The following is a 15870-nucleotide window of genomic DNA, read 5'->3' as shown; positions in this document are numbered from 1 at the left end:
CCCTTAGCCCAGCGCCTGGGTGAGGTCGGCCAGCAGGTCGTCGATCGACTCGATGCCGACCGAGACGCGCACCAGGTCGGCCGGCACCTCCAGCGGCGAACCGGCCGCCGAGGCGTGGGTCATCCGGCCCGGGTGCTCGATCAGCGACTCCACGCCGCCCAGCGACTCGCCCAGGGTGAACAGCCGCGCGCGGTTGCAGACCTCGACGGCCGCCTCCTCGCCGCCGGCGACCCGGAACGAGACCATGCCGCCGAAGGCCTTCATCTGCTTGGCGGCGATGTCGTGGCCGGGGTGCTCGGGCAGGCCCGGGTAGAGCACCTGGCTGACCTTGGGGTGGCCCGCCAGCAGCTCGGCGACCTTCTCCGCGTTGGAGCTGTGCCGGTCCATCCGGACGCCCAGGGTCTTGATGCCGCGCAGCACCAGCCAGGCGTCGAACGGCCCGGAGACGGCGCCCATCGCGTTCTGGTGGTACGCGACCTCCTCGCCGAGGCCCGCCTCCGCGAGCACCAGCGCACCGCCGACCACGTCCGAGTGGCCGCCCATGTACTTGGTGGTGGAGTGCACGACCGCGTCCGCGCCGAGCGCGATCGGCTGCTGCAGGTACGGGCTGGCGAAGGTGTTGTCGACCACCAGCAGCGCCCCGGCACCGTGCGCGACCTCGGCCAGCCCGGCCAGGTCGGTGATGCCGAGCAGCGGGTTGGACGGGGTCTCGACCCACACCGCGCGGGTGTTGGGGCGCAGCGCGGCGCGGACGTCGTCCAGCTTCTGGGTGTTGGCGACGGAGAACTCGACGCCCCAGCGGGTCAGCACCTTGGCGAACAGCCGGAAGGTGCCGCCGTAGGCGTCGTTGGGGATCACGATGTGGTCGCCCGGCTTGAGGATGGTGCGCAGCAGGGTGTCCTCGGCCGCCAGGCCGGAGGCGAAGGCAAGGCCGCGGGCGCCGCCTTCGAGGGCCGCGAGGCACTCCTCCAGCGCGGTGCGGGTGGGGTTGGCGCTGCGGCTGTACTCGTAGCCGCCCCGCAGGCCGCCCACCCCGTCCTGCTTGTAGGTGGACACCTGGTAGATCGGCGTGACGACGGCCCCGGTCTGGGGGTCTGCTTCCTGACCCGCGTGGATGGCGAGGGTCTCGAAGCCCTGGGGAAGCTGGTGCTCGGTCATGGCTCCGAGCCTAACGGCCGTACCGCCGTGCGCCTGCCGGAATGCCCGGACCTCCCGGACCGGACCCCCGGAGTCCGCGGCAGTCCGCCGGGCCGGATCCCCGGAATCCGCCGGACCGGATCCCGGAAGCCGCCCGAGCCGGAATCCGCGGGCCGTCCGGTGCGTTGAATCCTGGGCAACCCTCCCTACCCCGATGGAGCAGGCCGTGCTGTTCGACCGCCACAAGACCTCGCTCGTCCCCGCCGACCAGGCGCTGCCCGGCCGCCCGGCCCCGGCCTTCGCCCTGACCGAGCCGCACACCGTCCTCGGCCACCCGCTGACCGGCCCGTACCCGCAGGGGCTGGAGGTGGCCGACTTCGGGCTGGGCTGCTTCTGGGGCGCCGAGCGCACGTTCTGGCGGCTGCCCGGCGTCTGGACGACGCTGGTCGGCTACCAGGGCGGCCACACGCCGAACCCGACGTACGAGGAGGTGTGCAGCGGGCTGACCGGGCACACCGAGGCGGTCCGGGTGGTCTTCGACCCCGCGGTGGTGTCCTACGAGCGGCTGTTGAAGGCCTTCTGGGAGGCCCACGACCCGACCCAGGGCAACCGCCAGGGCAACGACGTGGGCACCCAGTACCGCTCCGCGCTGTACACCCACTCCCCCGCCCAGGCCGCCGCCGCGGCCGCCACCCGGGACGCCTTCCAGCCCGCCCTGACCGCGCTCGGTCACGGCCCGATCACCACCGAGATCGCCGAGGCCGGCCCGTTCTACCCGGCCGAGCCGTACCACCAGCAGTACCTGTCGGACGCCAAGAACCCCAACGGCTACTGCGGTCTCGGCGGCACCGGCGCCTCCTGCCCGATCGGGGTGGCCCGCACCCAGGGCTGACCGCCCGGCGTCGGGCCGTCCGGGCACCCGCCACCCCGGCCCGGCGCCCGCTACCCGAGGTGACCGTTCCCGGGGGCGGGCGCAGACTGGAAGGGCCAGCAAGGGCGGCCCGGCCACCTGTTGGCGGCCGGGCCGTTCCTCGTGAGAGGAGTGCGCCATGTCCGGTCTGGTCCGCATGAGTTTCGAGGCTCCCGAGGAGGTCCGCCCGTTCGAGGACGGCTCGGGGGAGCTGCGGCTGGTCAACCTGGACGGCGGCCCGGTCGGCCGGGCCGTGTTCCAGCCGGGGTGGCAGTGGTCCAAGCACGTGAAGCCGATCGCGGGGACGGACAGCTGCCGGGCGGCGCACCTGGGGTACGTGGTCTCCGGCCGGATGCGGATCGTCATGGACGACGGCGAGCAGGCCGACTACGGCCCGGGCGACTTCATGATCTGCCCGCCCGGCCACGACGCCTGGATCCTGGGCGACGAGCCGTGCGTGATCGTGGACTGGCAGGGCTTCGCGGACTACGCGAAGCGGTGAACGCGGCCGCCCGCCGCCTCGGGCGGGCCGAGGGGCGGGCGGAAGCAGCGGTGCGGAACTGGAACGCCGGGGCGGGAACGTCCGGGCGGGGGCGGGTCAGACCGCGCTGCCGGCCTTCCAGTCGGCCCAGCCGAGGTTCCAGCCGTTCAGGCCGTTGTCAGGGGCGACGGTCTTGTCCCCCGAGTTCCGGACCTCGACGACGTCGCCGACCATTGAGGACTTGTAGAACTTGAAGCCGTCCGTGCTGCTGTCCTGGGCGCCCTTGGCGTCCTGGAGGCCGACGCAGCCGTGGCTGGTGTTCTGCCCGCCGAAGATCGACGACGGCGACCAGTAGTTGCCGTGGATGAAGGTGCCCGAGGTGGTGAGGCGCTGGGCGTGCGGCACGTCGGCGATGTCGTACTCGCTGCCCAGGTTGACGGTCTGCGAGTTCATCCGGGTCTGGGTGAACTGCTCGGAGATCACCATCTTGCCGCCCCAGGTGGTGTGCTCGGAGGAGCCGCCGGAGATCTTGTAGACGGCGCTGACCTGGCCGTCCGTGGTGACGGTGAGCTTCTTGGTGGCGAGGTCGGCGACGCTGGTCTGGGCCCGGCCGATGGTGAAGGCGACGTCCTTGGACTGGGTGCCGTAGACGCCCTTCGCGCCCTCGACGTCCTTGAGCCGGAGCTTGAGGGTGACCTTGGTGCCCTTGGCCCAGTACTCCTGCGGCCGGAAGTCGAGGCGGGTGCTGGAGAACCAGTGCCCGACGATCTCGACGCCCGGCTCCGCTATCACGGTGATCGCCGACTGGACGGCCTTCTTGTCCGTGATCGGCTTGCTGAAGTTGATCGAGACCGGCATGCCGACGCCGACCGTCGAGCCGTCCTCGGGGGTGAAGTAGCCGACGAAGGTGTTGGCCGGGGTCGCCGTGGTGAAGCTGGCGTTGGCGTCCGCCTCCAGCTTGTCCTTGTCGACGCCGCTGGCGGTCACGGCGTACTTGGTACCGCTGGCCGGGGCCGCGGCCGAGGTCCAGCTGGTGTTGTCGCTGGAGAGCTGGCCGGCCAGCTCCTTGCCGGTGGAGTCGGTGACCTTGACGTTGGTCAGGGTGCCGCCCGCGACGGTGACCTTGACCGGCTCGCTGAAACTCGCGCCGGTGGTGCCGTCCGCGGGGGTGACGGTGATCACGGCCGTCGAGGTCTTCGGCGCGCTGCTGCCGCCGGGACTCGGGGTGCCGCCGTTGCCGGAGCCGCCGTTGCCACCGCCGCTGCCGCCGCTGTTGTCGTTGCAGGCCGCGAGCAGCAGGACCGGCGCGCCGATCAGGCCCGCGAGCACTCCGCGTCGGCTCCAGTTGACTCCGGCCACCCGCCCCTGACCGTCCCGTGCCGTCACGTCGCGTCTCCCTGCTGATCATCCCGGGCAATTACGGATACAGAAACGCAATCCGGCCGCTCACGGTTCCACCATCGAAGGGTAAGCGATCGTATGAGATGACCCAACTTCCCGCTGAGCATGGACAAAACACCCGGTCCGCCGGGGCGGACCGGGTGTTCAGGGGTGGTGACGGCGCGAACGGCCGTTACTCGGCGGACTCCTCCACGGAGTACTCGTCCCACTCCTCGTTCTCGGGGTCGAACTCGGTCTGCGCCGACTCCCAGGTCGCCGAGGCGAGCTCCACGCCCGGGACGTCGCCGAGCAGCGCGACCGGGTCGATGAAGTGGGCGAGCGAACCCGACGGGTCCACCTCGATGGCGTCGACGGACTGGGCGCGCTCCTCGTCGTCGAGGTACTCGTCCCCGGCGACCTGCTGCAGGGCCGCGGCCTTGAGCGCGCCCTCGTCGGTGATCTCCGCGATGAGCTCGATCTTGAGCTTGACGTAGCGCGGGGCGTCGGTCGTTTCAGTGCTGGTCATGCCAGCGAGCGTACGGGACCACGGACACCCCGGCGTGCACGGAAGGGGCCGGCCCCTCGGAACAGGACCGGCCCCGCCGTGCTCCGGACCGGCTCCCCCACCCGGGAGCCGCGGAGCCGCGCCGTGACGGCGCGGTGATCGCCCGTGGGAGCCGCCGCACCCTGTCGACCGGCCGGAGCCGGGCAGGGTCGGGACGACGGCGCCCCCACGGAGGGGCCCCTCCCTCCGAATCAACGGTCGGGGAGGGCGGACACGGCGGCCGGGTCAGGACCGTCCGACGTGACCGGAGCCGGCCGCGGTCACCGGGGAGCCGCTCCCGGTGGACCACTGCCGTCTCGCGCGGCGTCTTGCCGTTGACCACCACGATGCCGGAGCCGTGTTAACCACGTGCTGCGGGCAGGTGACGCCGGTGTACCACTTCGCGCGTGGACGAATCCTCCGGATCCGGCCGCGGGCGGGGCGGGGTGAGCGGGCGTCAGTGCGCGCCGCGGGTGGTCAGGTAGCCCAGCAGGTCCTGGCGGGTGACGATGCCCTGCGGCTTGCCCTCCACCAGCACGACCGCCGCGTCGGCCTTCTCCAGCACGGTCATCAGGTTGGTGACGGTCTCGCCCGAGCCGACCACCGGCAGCGGCTTGGACATCACCTTGTCCAGCGTGTCGGTCAGCTCGATCTCCTTGGCGAAGATGCCCTCCAGCAGCAGCTTCTCCACCACGGAGCCGATCACCTCGCCGGCCATGATGTCCGGGTGCCCGGCGCCCGGGGAGACCACCGGCATCTGCGAGACGCCGTACTCGCGCAGCACCCGGACCGCCTCGGCGACCGTCTCGTTCGGGTGCATGTGGACGAACTGCGGGACGCCGCCCTGCTCGATGCCCTCCTTGCGGACCAGCACCTCGCTGATGTGGGCCTCGTCGGTGGCCGAGGGCAGGAAGCCGTAGTCGGCCATCCAGTCGTCGTTGAAGATCTTCGACAGGTAGCCGCGGCCGCCGTCCGGCAGCAGCACCACGACGACGTCGTCCGGCCCGAGCTTCTTGGCGACCTCCAGCGCGGCCACCACGGCCATCCCGCAGGAGCCGCCGACCAGCAGGCCCTCCTCCTTGGCGAGGCGGCGGGTCATCTGGAACGAGTCCTTGTCGGAGACGGCGACGATCTCGTCCGCGACGCCGCGGTCGTAGGCGGTCGGCCAGAAGTCCTCACCGACGCCCTCGACCAGGTACGGACGGCCGGTGCCGCCCGAGTAGACCGAGCCCTCCGGGTCCGCGCCGACGACCTTGACCTTGCCGCCGGACGCCTCCTTGAGGTAGTTGCCGGTGCCGGAGATGGTGCCGCCGGTGCCGACGCCCGCCACGAAGTGGGTGATCTTCCCCTCGGTCTGCTCCCACAGCTCCGGGCCGGTGGAGTGGTAGTGCGAGGCCGGGTTGTCCGGGTTGGAGTACTGGTCCGGCTTCCAGGCGTTCGGGGTCTCGCGGACCAGGCGGTCGGAGACGTTGTAGTAGGAGTCCGGGTGCTCCGGGGCGACGGCGGTCGGGCAGACCACGACCTCGGCGCCGTACGCGCGCAGGGTGTTGATCTTGTCGGTGGACACCTTGTCCGGACAGACGAAGATGCACTTGTAGCCCTTCTGCTGGGCCACGATCGCCAGGCCGACGCCCGTGTTGCCGGAGGTCGGCTCCACGATCGTGCCGCCCGGCTTGAGGGCGCCCGAGGCCTCGGCGGCCTCGATCATGCGCATCGCGATGCGGTCCTTCACCGAGCCACCGGGGTTGAAGTACTCGACCTTGGCCAGCACTGTCGCGGTGATGCCCTCGGTGACCTTGTTCAGCTTGACCAGTGGCGTGTTGCCGACCAGGTCGATGATCGAGTTGTGGTACCGCACGGGGGTCCTCCCGGTCTATGGGCATGCGAGTGCATTCGGTACTGCAAAGCCTAGGGCGTGCCACGTGCCCCAGCCCTCCCTTCCCGCACTCCCCCCACCGCCGCCGCGCTCCCCCAATGGCCCACCCCCGCCCGCGCCCCCGGTACTCCCGCCCTCCGCGCGGGTAAGAGCGCTGTGCAGGCATGGCCGTGTCCCCGGAGGGGGCGGCACGAGGACGCGAAGGGGGCACCGGATGCCAGGGGCACAGGACTCGCGGGCCCGGGTGGCCCGTCGGATCGCCACCGCGGCGGCGTACGGCGGGGGCGGGCTCGGACTGCTCGGCGTGGGCCTGGTGGGCCTGCTGCTGACCGAGAGCAAACTCGCCGTCCAGGCCATCGGCGTCCTGGAGACCGTCCCGCCCAAGGCCGACGGCGTCTACGGCGAGGCCTTCGCCGACGGCGCCGCGCCGCCGCGCCCGCCGCTCGTGCTGGCCGTCCTCGGCGACTCCACCGGCGCCGGCCTGGGCGTGGCCCGCGGCCGCGAGACCCCGGGCGCGCTGCTGGCCGCCGGTCTGGCCTCGGTCGCCGAGCGCCCGGTGCGGCTGGTCAACGTGGCCCGCTCCGGCGGCCGCTCGGCCGACCTCTCCGGCCAGCTGGAACGGGCCCTGCGGCATCGCCCGGACGTCGCCGTGATCATCGTCGGGGCCAACGACGTGACCCGGCACAGCCCGGCCCAGCTCGCCGTCCGCCAGCTCGGCGAGGCCGTCGCCGCGCTGCGCGCCAACGGCTGCGAGGTGGTGGTGGGCACCTGCCCGGACCTCGGGACGATCAAGCCGGTACGCCCGCCGCTGCGCTGGGTGGCCCGGCGGCTGAGCCGCCAGCTGGCCGCCGCGCAGACCATCGCGGTGGTGGAGGCGGGCGGGCGCACCGTCTCGCTGGGCTCACTGCTCGGCCCGGAGTTCGCCGCCCGCCCGGAGATGTTCGCCGCCGACCGCTACCACCCCTCGGCCCAGGGCTACGCCACCGCCGCGATGGCCGTGCTGCCCTCGGTCTGCGCCGCGCTGGACCTGTGGCCGGAGGAGGAGCGCCCGAGCACCGCCCGCTCCGGCGGGGCGGCACTGCCGGGCGAGGCGGCACTGCCGGGCGAGACGGTGCTGCCGGTCGCGGTGGCCGCCGCGGCCGCGGCCGACCGGGCGGGCACCGAGGTCGCGGCCGTGGACCCGGGGGGCCCGGGCCGGCGCTGGGCCCTGCTGCGCCACCGGCTGCGGGTCGGCCCGGACGCGGCCCCGGAGCCCGGCCCGGTGCCCGGCAACACGTCGGCCAGCTCACACGCCGGTGCCGGTGACGACTGAGCTACCAAGCGGTAACTTTCCTCCCGGACCGCCAGGTCCGCCGTCACCCAGCGAGGAGCCCGCAATGCCCGAAGCCGTCATCGTCAGCGCCACCCGTTCGCCGATCGGCCGGGCGTTCAAGGGCTCCCTCAAGGACGTCCGCCCGGACGACCTGACCGCCCACGTCATCCAGGCCGCCCTGGCCAAGGTCCCGCAGCTCGACCCGCGCGAGATCGACGACCTGATGCTCGGCTGCGGCCTCCCGGGCGGCGAGCAGGGCCACAACCTGGCCCGCATCGTGGCCGTGCAGATGGGCATGGACTACCTGCCCGGCGCCACCATCACCCGCTACTGCTCCTCCTCCCTGCAGACCACGCGGATGGCACTGCACGCGATCAAGGCCGGCGAGGGCGACGTCTTCATCTCGGCCGGCGTCGAGACCGTGTCGCGCAGCGTCAACGGCACCTCGGACGGCATGCCGGGCACCATGAACCCGCTCTTCGACGACGCCCAGGCCCGCACCAAGAAGCGCGCCGAGGAGGGCGGCGGCGAGTGGCACGACCCGCGCGCGGACGGCCTGGTGCCGGACGCCTACATCGCGATGGGCCAGACCGCGGAGAACCTGGCCGCGCTCAAGGGCATCACCCGCGCCGACCAGGACGAGTTCGGCGTCCGCTCGCAGAACCTCGCCGAGGCCGCCATCAAGGCCGGCTTCTGGGAGCGCGAGATCACCCCGGTCACCCTGCCGGACGGCACCGTGGTCAGCACCGACGACGGCCCGCGCGCCGGCGTCACCCTGGAGGGCGTCTCCGGCCTCAAGCCGGTCTTCCGCCCCGACGGCACCGTCACCGCCGGCAACTGCTGCCCGCTGAACGACGGCGCGGCCGCGCTGGTCATCATGTCCGACACCAAGGCCCGCGAGCTCGGCATCACCCCGCTCGCCCGGGTGGTCTCCACCGGCGTCAGCGCCCTCTCCCCCGAGATCATGGGCTACGGCCCGGTCGAGGCCTCCAAGCAGGCGCTCCGACGGGCCGGCCTGACCATCGACGACATCGACCTGGTCGAGATCAACGAGGCCTTCGCGGCCCAGGTCATCCCGTCCTACCGCGACCTCGGCGTCGACCTGGACAAGCTGAACGTCAACGGCGGCGCCATCGCCGTCGGCCACCCCTTCGGCATGACCGGCGCCCGGATCACCACCACGCTGATCAACTCCCTGCAGTGGCACGACAAGCAGTTCGGTCTGGAGACCATGTGCGTCGGCGGCGGCCAGGGCATGGCGATGGTCATCGAGCGCCTCAGCTGACGCTCCCCCCGCGCTCCGAAGGGTCTGGACCACCCGTTTGGAGTGACCGTGGGTAATTGAGGGCCGGATCACACCGAGAGGTCGATCCGGCCCTCTTTCCGGTCGTTTCCGGTCCCGGGATCGACACTGCGGAGCGGATCAACTCCACTGCGTAGAACGGTGTTACCTAACAATTTGGGGACAAGAGCGAAAGTCCCGGACTAATTAGACATTCGCCACTGCGGTAACAGCCCCGGATGGGGCAGTGTGGACACGTAACCCCGTTCCGCTCCTCGCTAGGAGTACGTTCCGTGAGCGTCGTCTACACCACCCTGCTGCTGATCCTGATCACCGTGTCGACCGCCGTGCTGCTGCGCCTCCGGGGCATCTCCCGGCGGCTGGACGCACAGGCGGCGGCCCAGACCGGGCCCGCACCGGTGGACGAGGCCGCGATACGCCGGGCCGTCGCCGAGGCCCTGGCCGCCGACCGCGAGCGGGAGATCACCGAGGCCCGGGCCTTCTGGGCCGAGCAGGAGGCCCGCGCGGCCGAGGACGCCCCGCTGTTCGACTCCCCCTTCGCCGGGGCGCCCTTCACCGAGGCACTGGCCGGCACCGACGAGTGGCCGCTGTTCTTCCCCCGCCCCACCGGCCCGCAGGACGCCGCCGACAACGCCGGGACGATGGACCCGGAGTTCGGCGAGGCGCTGCGCTCCGCGCTGGAGGACCTGATCACCGAGGGCGGCACCGGCCCGGCCGAGCCGGGCACCGAGGGCGGCACCCCGCTGCGCCCCGGCCACCCGGCCGGCGAGCCCACCAAGGACGCCCGCGCCCGCCGCGAGGCCGACCTGCTGGCCACCGGCCTGGAGGCCGGGCTGCTGGACGCCGAGCCGCTCGTGGAGGAGGCCCCGGTCGCCGCCCCCGACCCGCGCCGCCACCCCTCCCACCCCGACTTCGTACCGAGCCAGGCGCCCTCCCGGGAGTGGACCGACACCCGGCTCGCCGCCCTCGCCGAGGAAGCCGTCGCCCTGACCGACGTCCGCCCGGGCCCGCTCGGCACCCTGGACGTGTACGCCTTCGCCGACGGCACCACGCTGTGCGTGGCCCCGGGCGACCGGGAGGCCGCCTACCGGCTGATCGACGCGGTCCGTGCCGGTGAGCACGTCCGACTGCTCGGCGGCTCGCGGTTCTCCGGCTCCTACTCGCTGACCTTCTCCACCGACGAGGAAGCCGTCTACGTGCTCGCCGACCGGGTGGTCGCCAGCATCTGACCGGACCTCAGTCGCGCAGCAGGACCGAAGGCCGCCCGGGTCGCGGGGTTACCGACCCGGGCGGCCTTCGGCGTGTCCGGCTCCTGGAGGGCCAGGCAGCTCAGCCGCAGAGCGAGGCCGTCTCCCGCACCGCGGCCACCGCCCCGGCCAGCAGCTCGCCCACCGCCGCCGGCCCGTCCGGCAGCGCCACCTCGGCCCCCTCGGGCAGCGCCGCGAGCGCGGCCGCCAGGTCGTGCCCGGCGACGGCCAGCTGGTCCCCCGCCGCGAAGGCCCCGGCGTCCGGGAACTCCCGCTCCGGCCCGCCCTCCACGGCCAGCGCCAGCGCGGCCAGCCGCCGGGCCAGCGCCAGCACGGCCGCCGCCCGCGAGGCGTGCCCGGGCACGGCGCCCAGCAACTTGCTCTGCGGCAGCGAGCGGAAACGATCCGCCAGTCCGTCGACGGCTACGACCAGGGGCTGTACGTCATGCATGGGGAGGAGCCTAGGCCTGTCTCCCGGGTTTTGTCGGATCAGGTCGCGGCGTTGGGGTGCGTGCATCGCAAGGCGGAGGAGGGAGCCACTGCGGAGCATTGGTGACTGACGACAACGCGGCGAGGTGCGTGCCCCGGCGTCGCGGCCCCGGCAGGAACCCGGGAGACAGGCCTGAACGCCGCCGGGCCCCGGAGCAGAGAATGCTCCGGGGCCCGACGGCAGTGGGGGCGAGGACCGGGGGTGCGTCAGTCGTCGCCGCGCAGGATCGCGATCAGCCGCAGCATCTCCATGTAGATCCAGACCAGCGACAGGGTGAGCCCGAAGGCGGCCCGCCAGGACTCGCGCTGCGGGGCGCCCTGGGCGATGGCCTCCTCGATCGACGCGAAGTCCAGCGACAGGAAGAAGGCGCCCAGGCCGATGCCGATCAGGCCGACCACGATGCCCAGCGGGCCGGAGCGCAGGCCCATGTCGGCGCCGAAGGCCATCGCGATGACGTTGACCAGCATCAGCAGCACGAAGCCCAGGGCGATCGCCAGGCCGATCCGCTGGTAGCGCGCGGTGACCCGGATCCGGCCGCTCTTGTAGGCGAACAGCATCGCCGCGAAGACCGCCGCCGTACCCAGCACCGCCTGGATCACGATGCCGTTCAGCATGGTGTTGAAGGCGTGCGAGACGGCGCCCATGGCGAAGCCCTGGAGGGCCGCGTAGGTCAGGATCAGCGGCGGGCTGACGCTGTTCTTGAACGAGACCACCAGGCCGACGACCATGGCCACCAGGCTGGCGCCGATCGCGAAGCCGAAGTTCTCGAACGGCAGCGTGAACCAGGCCACCGCACCGGCGGCGACCAGGGTGAGCAGCGTCATCGCCGTGCGGGCGACCACGTCGTCGAGCGTCATCCGCCCGGTGGCCGCCGGGCCGGCCGACGGCCCGTTGTACATCTGGTAGAGCTGCTCGTCCGTCAGCGGGCCCTGCCCCTGCGGCTGGGCGTAGGGCGTGCCCGCGTACGGGTTGCCGTGCTGGCCCCCGGCCTGCGCGGTGCCACCGAACCCCGCGTAACCGGGCTCGCGGGTGAAAGACCCCTCCCGCGAGAAGACCGGGTTGCTGCTTCTCATGTGCACATTCCCTCCGTGGCGGCACTGCACCGCCCAGGTACCAGGGTAATGGCTTGGCAAAAATTCCGGGATACGCCGCGAGGAGGATCCGGTGAACGACTCCCGGCGGGGACGCCGGAGGCGCCCCCGCGGGTCGTTGCGGTGCCCGGAGCCGGACTCGAACCGGCACGGCCTCGCGGCCAAGCAGTTTTAAGCTGCCCGTGTCTGCGTTCCACCATCCGGGCGTCCTGCGAACCACCCCTGAGACTAGTCGCCCGGCTCACCCTTTCGCATGTTCCCAGCCCGGGAAGTTGTCATGTTTCCTTGCCATCTGACGAACAGTTCGAGATTCGGCCACGAAGCACGGTGATTCCGGCCACCGCACCGTCCTCAGGGTTCCCGTCATACCCCAGGAGGAGGGTCCGGCACCGCCCGTACGCCCAGCGGTGGTCGGGCCAACCGTTCGAGGGGTCGACGCCGAACCATGATCACGTCGCGGAGCATGGAGGTACGAATCCGCGAACCCCCGAGGAGCACCCCCGTGACCACGTCGACCGCAACCGCCGTCCGTACCGGCCTGGCGGCCGCCCGCGCCACCGGCCTGAACAAGGTCTACGGGGAGGGGGAGACCCGGGTCGTCGCCCTGGACAACGTCAGCGTCACCTTCCCCCAGGGCGAGTACACCGCCATCATGGGCCCCTCCGGCTCCGGCAAGTCCACCCTCATGCACTGCATGGCCGGCCTGGACACCGTCTCCTCCGGCTCCACCACCATCGGCGACACCGAACTCGTCGGCCTCAAGGACAAGCAGCTCACCCAGCTGCGCCGCGACCACATCGGCTTCATCTTCCAGGCCTTCAACCTGCTCCCCACCCTGACCGCCCTGGAGAACATCACCCTCCCCATGGACATCGCCGGCCGCAAGGCCGACCAGGCCTGGCTCGACCGCGTCGTCGACACCGTCGGCCTCTCCGGCCGCCTCAGCCACCGCCCCTCCCAGCTCTCCGGCGGCCAGCAGCAGCGCGTCGCCTGCGCCCGCGCCCTCGCCGGAAAGCCCGACATCATCTTCGCCGACGAACCCACCGGCAACCTCGACTCCCGCTCCGGCGCCGAGATCCTCTCCTTCCTGCGCAACTCCGTACGCGAACTCGGCCAGACCGTCGTCATGGTCACCCACGACCCCGTCGCCGCCGCCTACGCCGACCGCGTCGTCTTCCTCGCCGACGGCAAGATCGTCGACGAACTCCACAACCCCACCGCCGACACCGTCCTGGACCGCATGCGCCGCTTCGACGCCAAGGGCCGCACCAGCTGAGCCAGCGAGCCGACCGAAGCCCTCGAACCTCCCCAGGACACCTCATGTATCGCACCGCACTGCGCAATGTGCTGGCCCACAAGGGCCGACTGCTGATGACGGCGCTGGCCGTCATGCTCGGCACCGCCTTCGTCGCCGGCACCATGGTCTTCTCCGACACCTTCGGCAAGGCCCTGCGGGACAGCAACTCCAAGAGCTACTCGGACGTCGCCGTCCAGGTCGTGGACCGCGCGGCCGGCTCCGGCGCCTCGGCCAAGCAGAAGAGTGAGGCCGGCGCCGGCCTCACCGACGACACCGTCCAGCAGTTGGCCGCACTGCCCGGCACGGCGAGCGCGCGCGGCGTGGCCGGCGGCTTCACCGGGGTCGCCGACAAGAAGGGCAACCTGATCGGCCAGGTCTGGTCGGCCAAGGGCGCCAACTTCGCCCCGGGCCAGGACGGCCGGGACCCGCGCTACCCGATGACCGAGGGTCAGGGGCCGAAGAACGCCAAGGAGGTCGCCCTCGACCGCAGGACCGCCGACAAGGCGGGCTACAAGGTCGGCGACACCGTCCGGGTGGCCGCCAACGGTCCGGTGATCGAGGCGAAGCTCACCGGCGTCTTCACCACCGACGACCCGGTGGTCAACACCGGCGGCACCCTCACCCTGTTCGACCGGGCCACCGCCCAGCAGACGCTGCTGGAGCCGGGCCGCTACAGCAGCGTCGTGCTCACCGCCAAGCCCGGCACCTCCCAGGACGCGCTGCTCGCCCAGGTCGAGTCGAAGCTCCCAGCCGCCCAGCACTTCGACGTCGAGACGGGCGCCAAGCTGCAGGCGGACGAGCAGGCGCAGATCACCAAGGGCACCGACAGCATGCGCACCATGCTGCTGGTCTTCGCCTTCATCTCGCTCTTCGTCGGCATCTTCATCATCGCCAACACCTTCACCATGCTGGTCGCCCAGCGCACCAAGGAGCTCGCACTGCTGCGGGCGATCGGCGCGAGCCGCAAGCAGGTGACCCGCTCGGTGCTGATCGAGGCGCTGCTGATCGGCACCGTCTCGGCGGCGGCCGGCCTGCTGGCCGGGGTCGGGATCGGCGCCGGGATGCAGTCGCTGATCGGCTCGCTGGACGAGAACATGCCGAGCGGCGCGCTGGTGATCAAGCCGATGACCGTCGTGGTGACCCTCGTGGTGGGCGTCCTGGTGACGGTCCTGTCCGCCCTGCTGCCGGCCGTGCGGGCCGCCCGGATCGCGCCGGTGGCGGCGATGAGCAGCGGCGACCAGCCGACCAGTCAGAAGAGCCTGGTGGTCCGCAACAGCATCGGTTCGGTGCTCGCCGGCGGCGGCCTGGCGCTGATCGCCTACGGCGCCTCCACCGGCAACGACAGCGGCCGGATGCCGGTCGGCGCGGGTGCCTTCCTGGCCCTGATCGGCGTGTTCGTGCTGCTTCCGCTGCTCTCGCGCCCGGTGGTCGCCCTGGTCGGCCCGCTGCTGCGGGGGCTGGGCGGCACTCCCGGCAAGCTCGCCCAGCAGAACGCGGTGCGCAACCCGCGCCGCACCGCGGCCACCGCCGCCGCGCTCACCATCGGACTGACCCTGGTCACCGGTCTGACCGTGATCGGCACCTCGGTCGGGGACACCATCGACCGGGCCGTCACCAAGTCGATGAAGGCCGACTACCTCGTCTCGGCCGCCAACCGGATGGGCCTCTCCGAGCAGGTGCCCGCCCAGATCGCCAAGGCCCCCGGGGTCGCCGCCTCCTCGCCGATGACCTCCACCGACTGGAAGCTCAACGGCACCTACAAGGAGATCACCGGCCTCGACCCGGCCGTCCTGGAGCAGGTCGTCGACATCAAGCTGAGCAGCGGTTCCACCGCCGGCCTCGGCCAGGGCCGGCTGCTGGTGGACCAGGACGTCGCCACCACGTTCAACGTCACCACCGGCTCGACGATGGCGGTCTCCTACCCGGACGGCTCCACCGGTCAGCTCACCGTCGGCGGCGTGTACGAGAAGGGCGGCATGCTCGGCCCGGTCCTGCTGGCCAACAGCGAGATCGCCAAGCACGAGCCGAAGCCGTACGTCCCCCAGGTCCTGGTCAAGGGCAAGGACGGCGCCACCGCCGGGCTCAAGCAGTCGATCAAGGACGCCACGGGCGCCAACCCGGTGATCGAGGTCAAGTCCAAGCAGGACGTCCGGGACCAGTTCAGCCAGGTCATCACCTTCGCGCTGAACCTGATGTACGGCCTGCTGGGCATGGCGGTCCTGATCGCCGTCCTGGGCGTGATCAACACGCTGGCCATGTCGGTCTTCGAGCGCAAGCGCGAGATCGGGATGCTGCGGGCGATCGGCCTGGACCGGAGCGGCATCAAGCGGATGGTCCGACTGGAGTCGGTGGTGATCTCGCTCTTCGGCGCCGGGATCGGCCTGCTGCTCGGCTGCTTCATCGCCTGGGCGATCAACGGGACGCTCAAGTCCAGCCTGAGCGGGCTGACCACCGTCCTGCCGTACGGCCAGCTGGCGCTCTTCCTGGGCCTGGCCGGGCTGGTCGGCCTGGTGGCCGCGATCTGGCCGGCCCGCCGGGCCGCCAAGCTGGACATCCTGTCGAGCATCAAGACCGACTGACGCCCCGTCGGCCGGCTCCGCCCGCCCCCGGTCGCACCCGCGGCCGGGGGCGGGCGCACACACTGCGGGGGAACGGCAGGAGCCCCTGCCGGAGGGTTCTCGGCAGGGGCTCCACTACTGCTGTACTCCGCCCGGTCGCACGGCCGGCTGAGCACCACGGAGGTCGTGGTCCGGCGACACTGCCGGGCGGAGGGCCTCCGACTCATACCCCGGCGCTCCCACA

The 15870-nt window shown here is 72.0% G+C and carries 13 protein-coding genes and 1 tRNA gene; 7 read left to right on the top strand and 7 right to left on the bottom strand.

Annotated features, from left to right (window positions below; all coding sequences use genetic code 11):
- Positions 1-3: 3 nt before the first annotated feature.
- Complete coding sequence (locus ACFC1T_RS06935) at positions 4-1158, bottom strand: cystathionine gamma-synthase (RefSeq protein WP_375884549.1); 1155 nt, start codon at positions 1156-1158, stop codon at positions 4-6.
- Between the two features lie 193 nt (positions 1159-1351).
- Here ACFC1T_RS06935 and msrA point away from each other — a divergent pair, with 193 nt between their 5' ends.
- Positions 1352-2029, top strand: a complete 678-nt coding sequence (gene msrA / locus ACFC1T_RS06930) for a peptide-methionine (S)-S-oxide reductase MsrA (protein ID WP_375884546.1) — start codon at positions 1352-1354, stop codon at positions 2027-2029.
- 157 nt (positions 2030-2186) lie between these two features.
- Positions 2187-2549 carry a cupin domain-containing protein gene (locus ACFC1T_RS06925; RefSeq protein ID WP_375884543.1) on the top strand — a complete coding sequence of 121 codons (363 nt, stop codon included), beginning with the start codon at positions 2187-2189 and terminating at the stop codon, positions 2547-2549.
- Positions 2550-2645: 96 nt separating this feature from the next.
- Here ACFC1T_RS06925 and ACFC1T_RS06920 read toward each other — a convergent pair whose 3' ends face one another.
- The 3 genes from ACFC1T_RS06920 to ACFC1T_RS06910 form a co-directional block, all read right to left on the bottom strand.
- Entirely contained in the window at positions 2646-3914 is a 1269-nt protein-coding gene (locus ACFC1T_RS06920; protein WP_375884541.1) for an Ig-like domain-containing protein, read from the bottom strand.
- 187 nt (positions 3915-4101) lie between these two features.
- Positions 4102-4434 carry a hypothetical protein gene (locus tag ACFC1T_RS06915; RefSeq protein WP_375884538.1) on the bottom strand — a complete coding sequence of 111 codons (333 nt, stop codon included), beginning with the start codon at positions 4432-4434 and terminating at the stop codon, positions 4102-4104.
- Between the two features lie 475 nt (positions 4435-4909).
- On the bottom strand, positions 4910-6310 hold the full coding sequence (locus ACFC1T_RS06910; RefSeq protein ID WP_375884535.1) for a cystathionine beta-synthase: 1401 nt from the start codon (positions 6308-6310) through the stop codon (positions 4910-4912).
- Between the two features lie 232 nt (positions 6311-6542).
- Here ACFC1T_RS06910 and ACFC1T_RS06905 point away from each other — a divergent pair, with 232 nt between their 5' ends.
- The 3 genes from ACFC1T_RS06905 to ACFC1T_RS06895 all read left to right on the top strand — a co-directional run bounded on the left by ACFC1T_RS06905 (position 6543) and on the right by ACFC1T_RS06895 (position 10172).
- The gene (locus tag ACFC1T_RS06905; protein ID WP_375884533.1) at positions 6543-7640 is read left to right on the top strand and encodes an SGNH/GDSL hydrolase family protein; all 1098 of its coding nucleotides are present in this window, start codon (positions 6543-6545) and stop codon (positions 7638-7640) included.
- 64 nt (positions 7641-7704) lie between these two features.
- Positions 7705-8925, top strand: coding sequence for an acetyl-CoA C-acetyltransferase (locus ACFC1T_RS06900; RefSeq protein WP_375884531.1), 1221 nt, complete (start codon positions 7705-7707; stop codon positions 8923-8925).
- Between the two features lie 290 nt (positions 8926-9215).
- Positions 9216-10172 (top strand): hypothetical protein, encoded by a 957-nt coding sequence (locus tag ACFC1T_RS06895; RefSeq protein WP_375884529.1) that lies wholly within the window; start codon positions 9216-9218, stop codon positions 10170-10172.
- 100 nt (positions 10173-10272) lie between these two features.
- Here ACFC1T_RS06895 and ACFC1T_RS06890 read toward each other — a convergent pair whose 3' ends face one another.
- The 3 genes from ACFC1T_RS06890 to ACFC1T_RS06880 all read right to left on the bottom strand — a co-directional run bounded on the left by ACFC1T_RS06890 (position 10273) and on the right by ACFC1T_RS06880 (position 11977).
- Positions 10273-10641 carry a hypothetical protein gene (locus ACFC1T_RS06890; RefSeq protein WP_375884527.1) on the bottom strand — a complete coding sequence of 123 codons (369 nt, stop codon included), beginning with the start codon at positions 10639-10641 and terminating at the stop codon, positions 10273-10275.
- Between the two features lie 245 nt (positions 10642-10886).
- Positions 10887-11753, bottom strand: coding sequence for a Bax inhibitor-1/YccA family protein (locus tag ACFC1T_RS06885; protein WP_375884525.1), 867 nt, complete (start codon positions 11751-11753; stop codon positions 10887-10889).
- Between the two features lie 142 nt (positions 11754-11895).
- A tRNA-Leu gene (locus ACFC1T_RS06880) sits at positions 11896-11977 on the bottom strand.
- 257 nt (positions 11978-12234) lie between these two features.
- Between ACFC1T_RS06880 and ACFC1T_RS06875 the strand changes: the two genes are divergently transcribed.
- On the top strand, positions 12235-13047 hold the full coding sequence (locus tag ACFC1T_RS06875) for an ABC transporter ATP-binding protein (protein ID WP_375884523.1): 813 nt from the start codon (positions 12235-12237) through the stop codon (positions 13045-13047).
- Between the two features lie 44 nt (positions 13048-13091).
- Complete coding sequence (locus ACFC1T_RS06870; RefSeq protein WP_375884521.1) at positions 13092-15647, top strand: ABC transporter permease; 2556 nt, start codon at positions 13092-13094, stop codon at positions 15645-15647.
- Positions 15648-15870 lie beyond the last annotated feature (223 nt).

Origin of the sequence: Kitasatospora sp. NPDC056076 (genome assembly GCF_042266305.1) — a bacterium.
Classification (GTDB): Bacteria; Actinomycetota; Actinomycetes; order Streptomycetales; family Streptomycetaceae; genus Kitasatospora.
This window is presented reverse-complemented; position numbering and strand designations above follow the sequence as displayed.

What these genes read in the sequence shown, in the direction of transcription:
- ACFC1T_RS06890 (WP_375884527.1), bottom strand. Translation starts at nt 10,641, where the DNA reads ATGCATGACGTACAGCCCCTGGTCGTAGCCGTCGACGGACTGGCGGAT.
- ACFC1T_RS06905 (WP_375884533.1), top strand. Translation starts at nt 6,543, where the DNA reads ATGCCAGGGGCACAGGACTCGCGGGCCCGGGTGGCCCGTCGGATCGCC.
- ACFC1T_RS06885 (WP_375884525.1), bottom strand. Translation starts at nt 11,753, where the DNA reads ATGAGAAGCAGCAACCCGGTCTTCTCGCGGGAGGGGTCTTTCACCCGC.
- ACFC1T_RS06875 (WP_375884523.1), top strand. Translation starts at nt 12,235, where the DNA reads ATGGAGGTACGAATCCGCGAACCCCCGAGGAGCACCCCCGTGACCACG.
- ACFC1T_RS06870 (WP_375884521.1), top strand. Translation starts at nt 13,092, where the DNA reads ATGTATCGCACCGCACTGCGCAATGTGCTGGCCCACAAGGGCCGACTG.
- ACFC1T_RS06900 (WP_375884531.1), top strand. Translation starts at nt 7,705, where the DNA reads ATGCCCGAAGCCGTCATCGTCAGCGCCACCCGTTCGCCGATCGGCCGG.
- msrA (WP_375884546.1), top strand. Translation starts at nt 1,352, where the DNA reads ATGGAGCAGGCCGTGCTGTTCGACCGCCACAAGACCTCGCTCGTCCCC.
- ACFC1T_RS06915 (WP_375884538.1), bottom strand. Translation starts at nt 4,434, where the DNA reads ATGACCAGCACTGAAACGACCGACGCCCCGCGCTACGTCAAGCTCAAG.
- ACFC1T_RS06925 (WP_375884543.1), top strand. Translation starts at nt 2,187, where the DNA reads ATGTCCGGTCTGGTCCGCATGAGTTTCGAGGCTCCCGAGGAGGTCCGC.
- ACFC1T_RS06935 (WP_375884549.1), bottom strand. Translation starts at nt 1,158, where the DNA reads ATGACCGAGCACCAGCTTCCCCAGGGCTTCGAGACCCTCGCCATCCAC.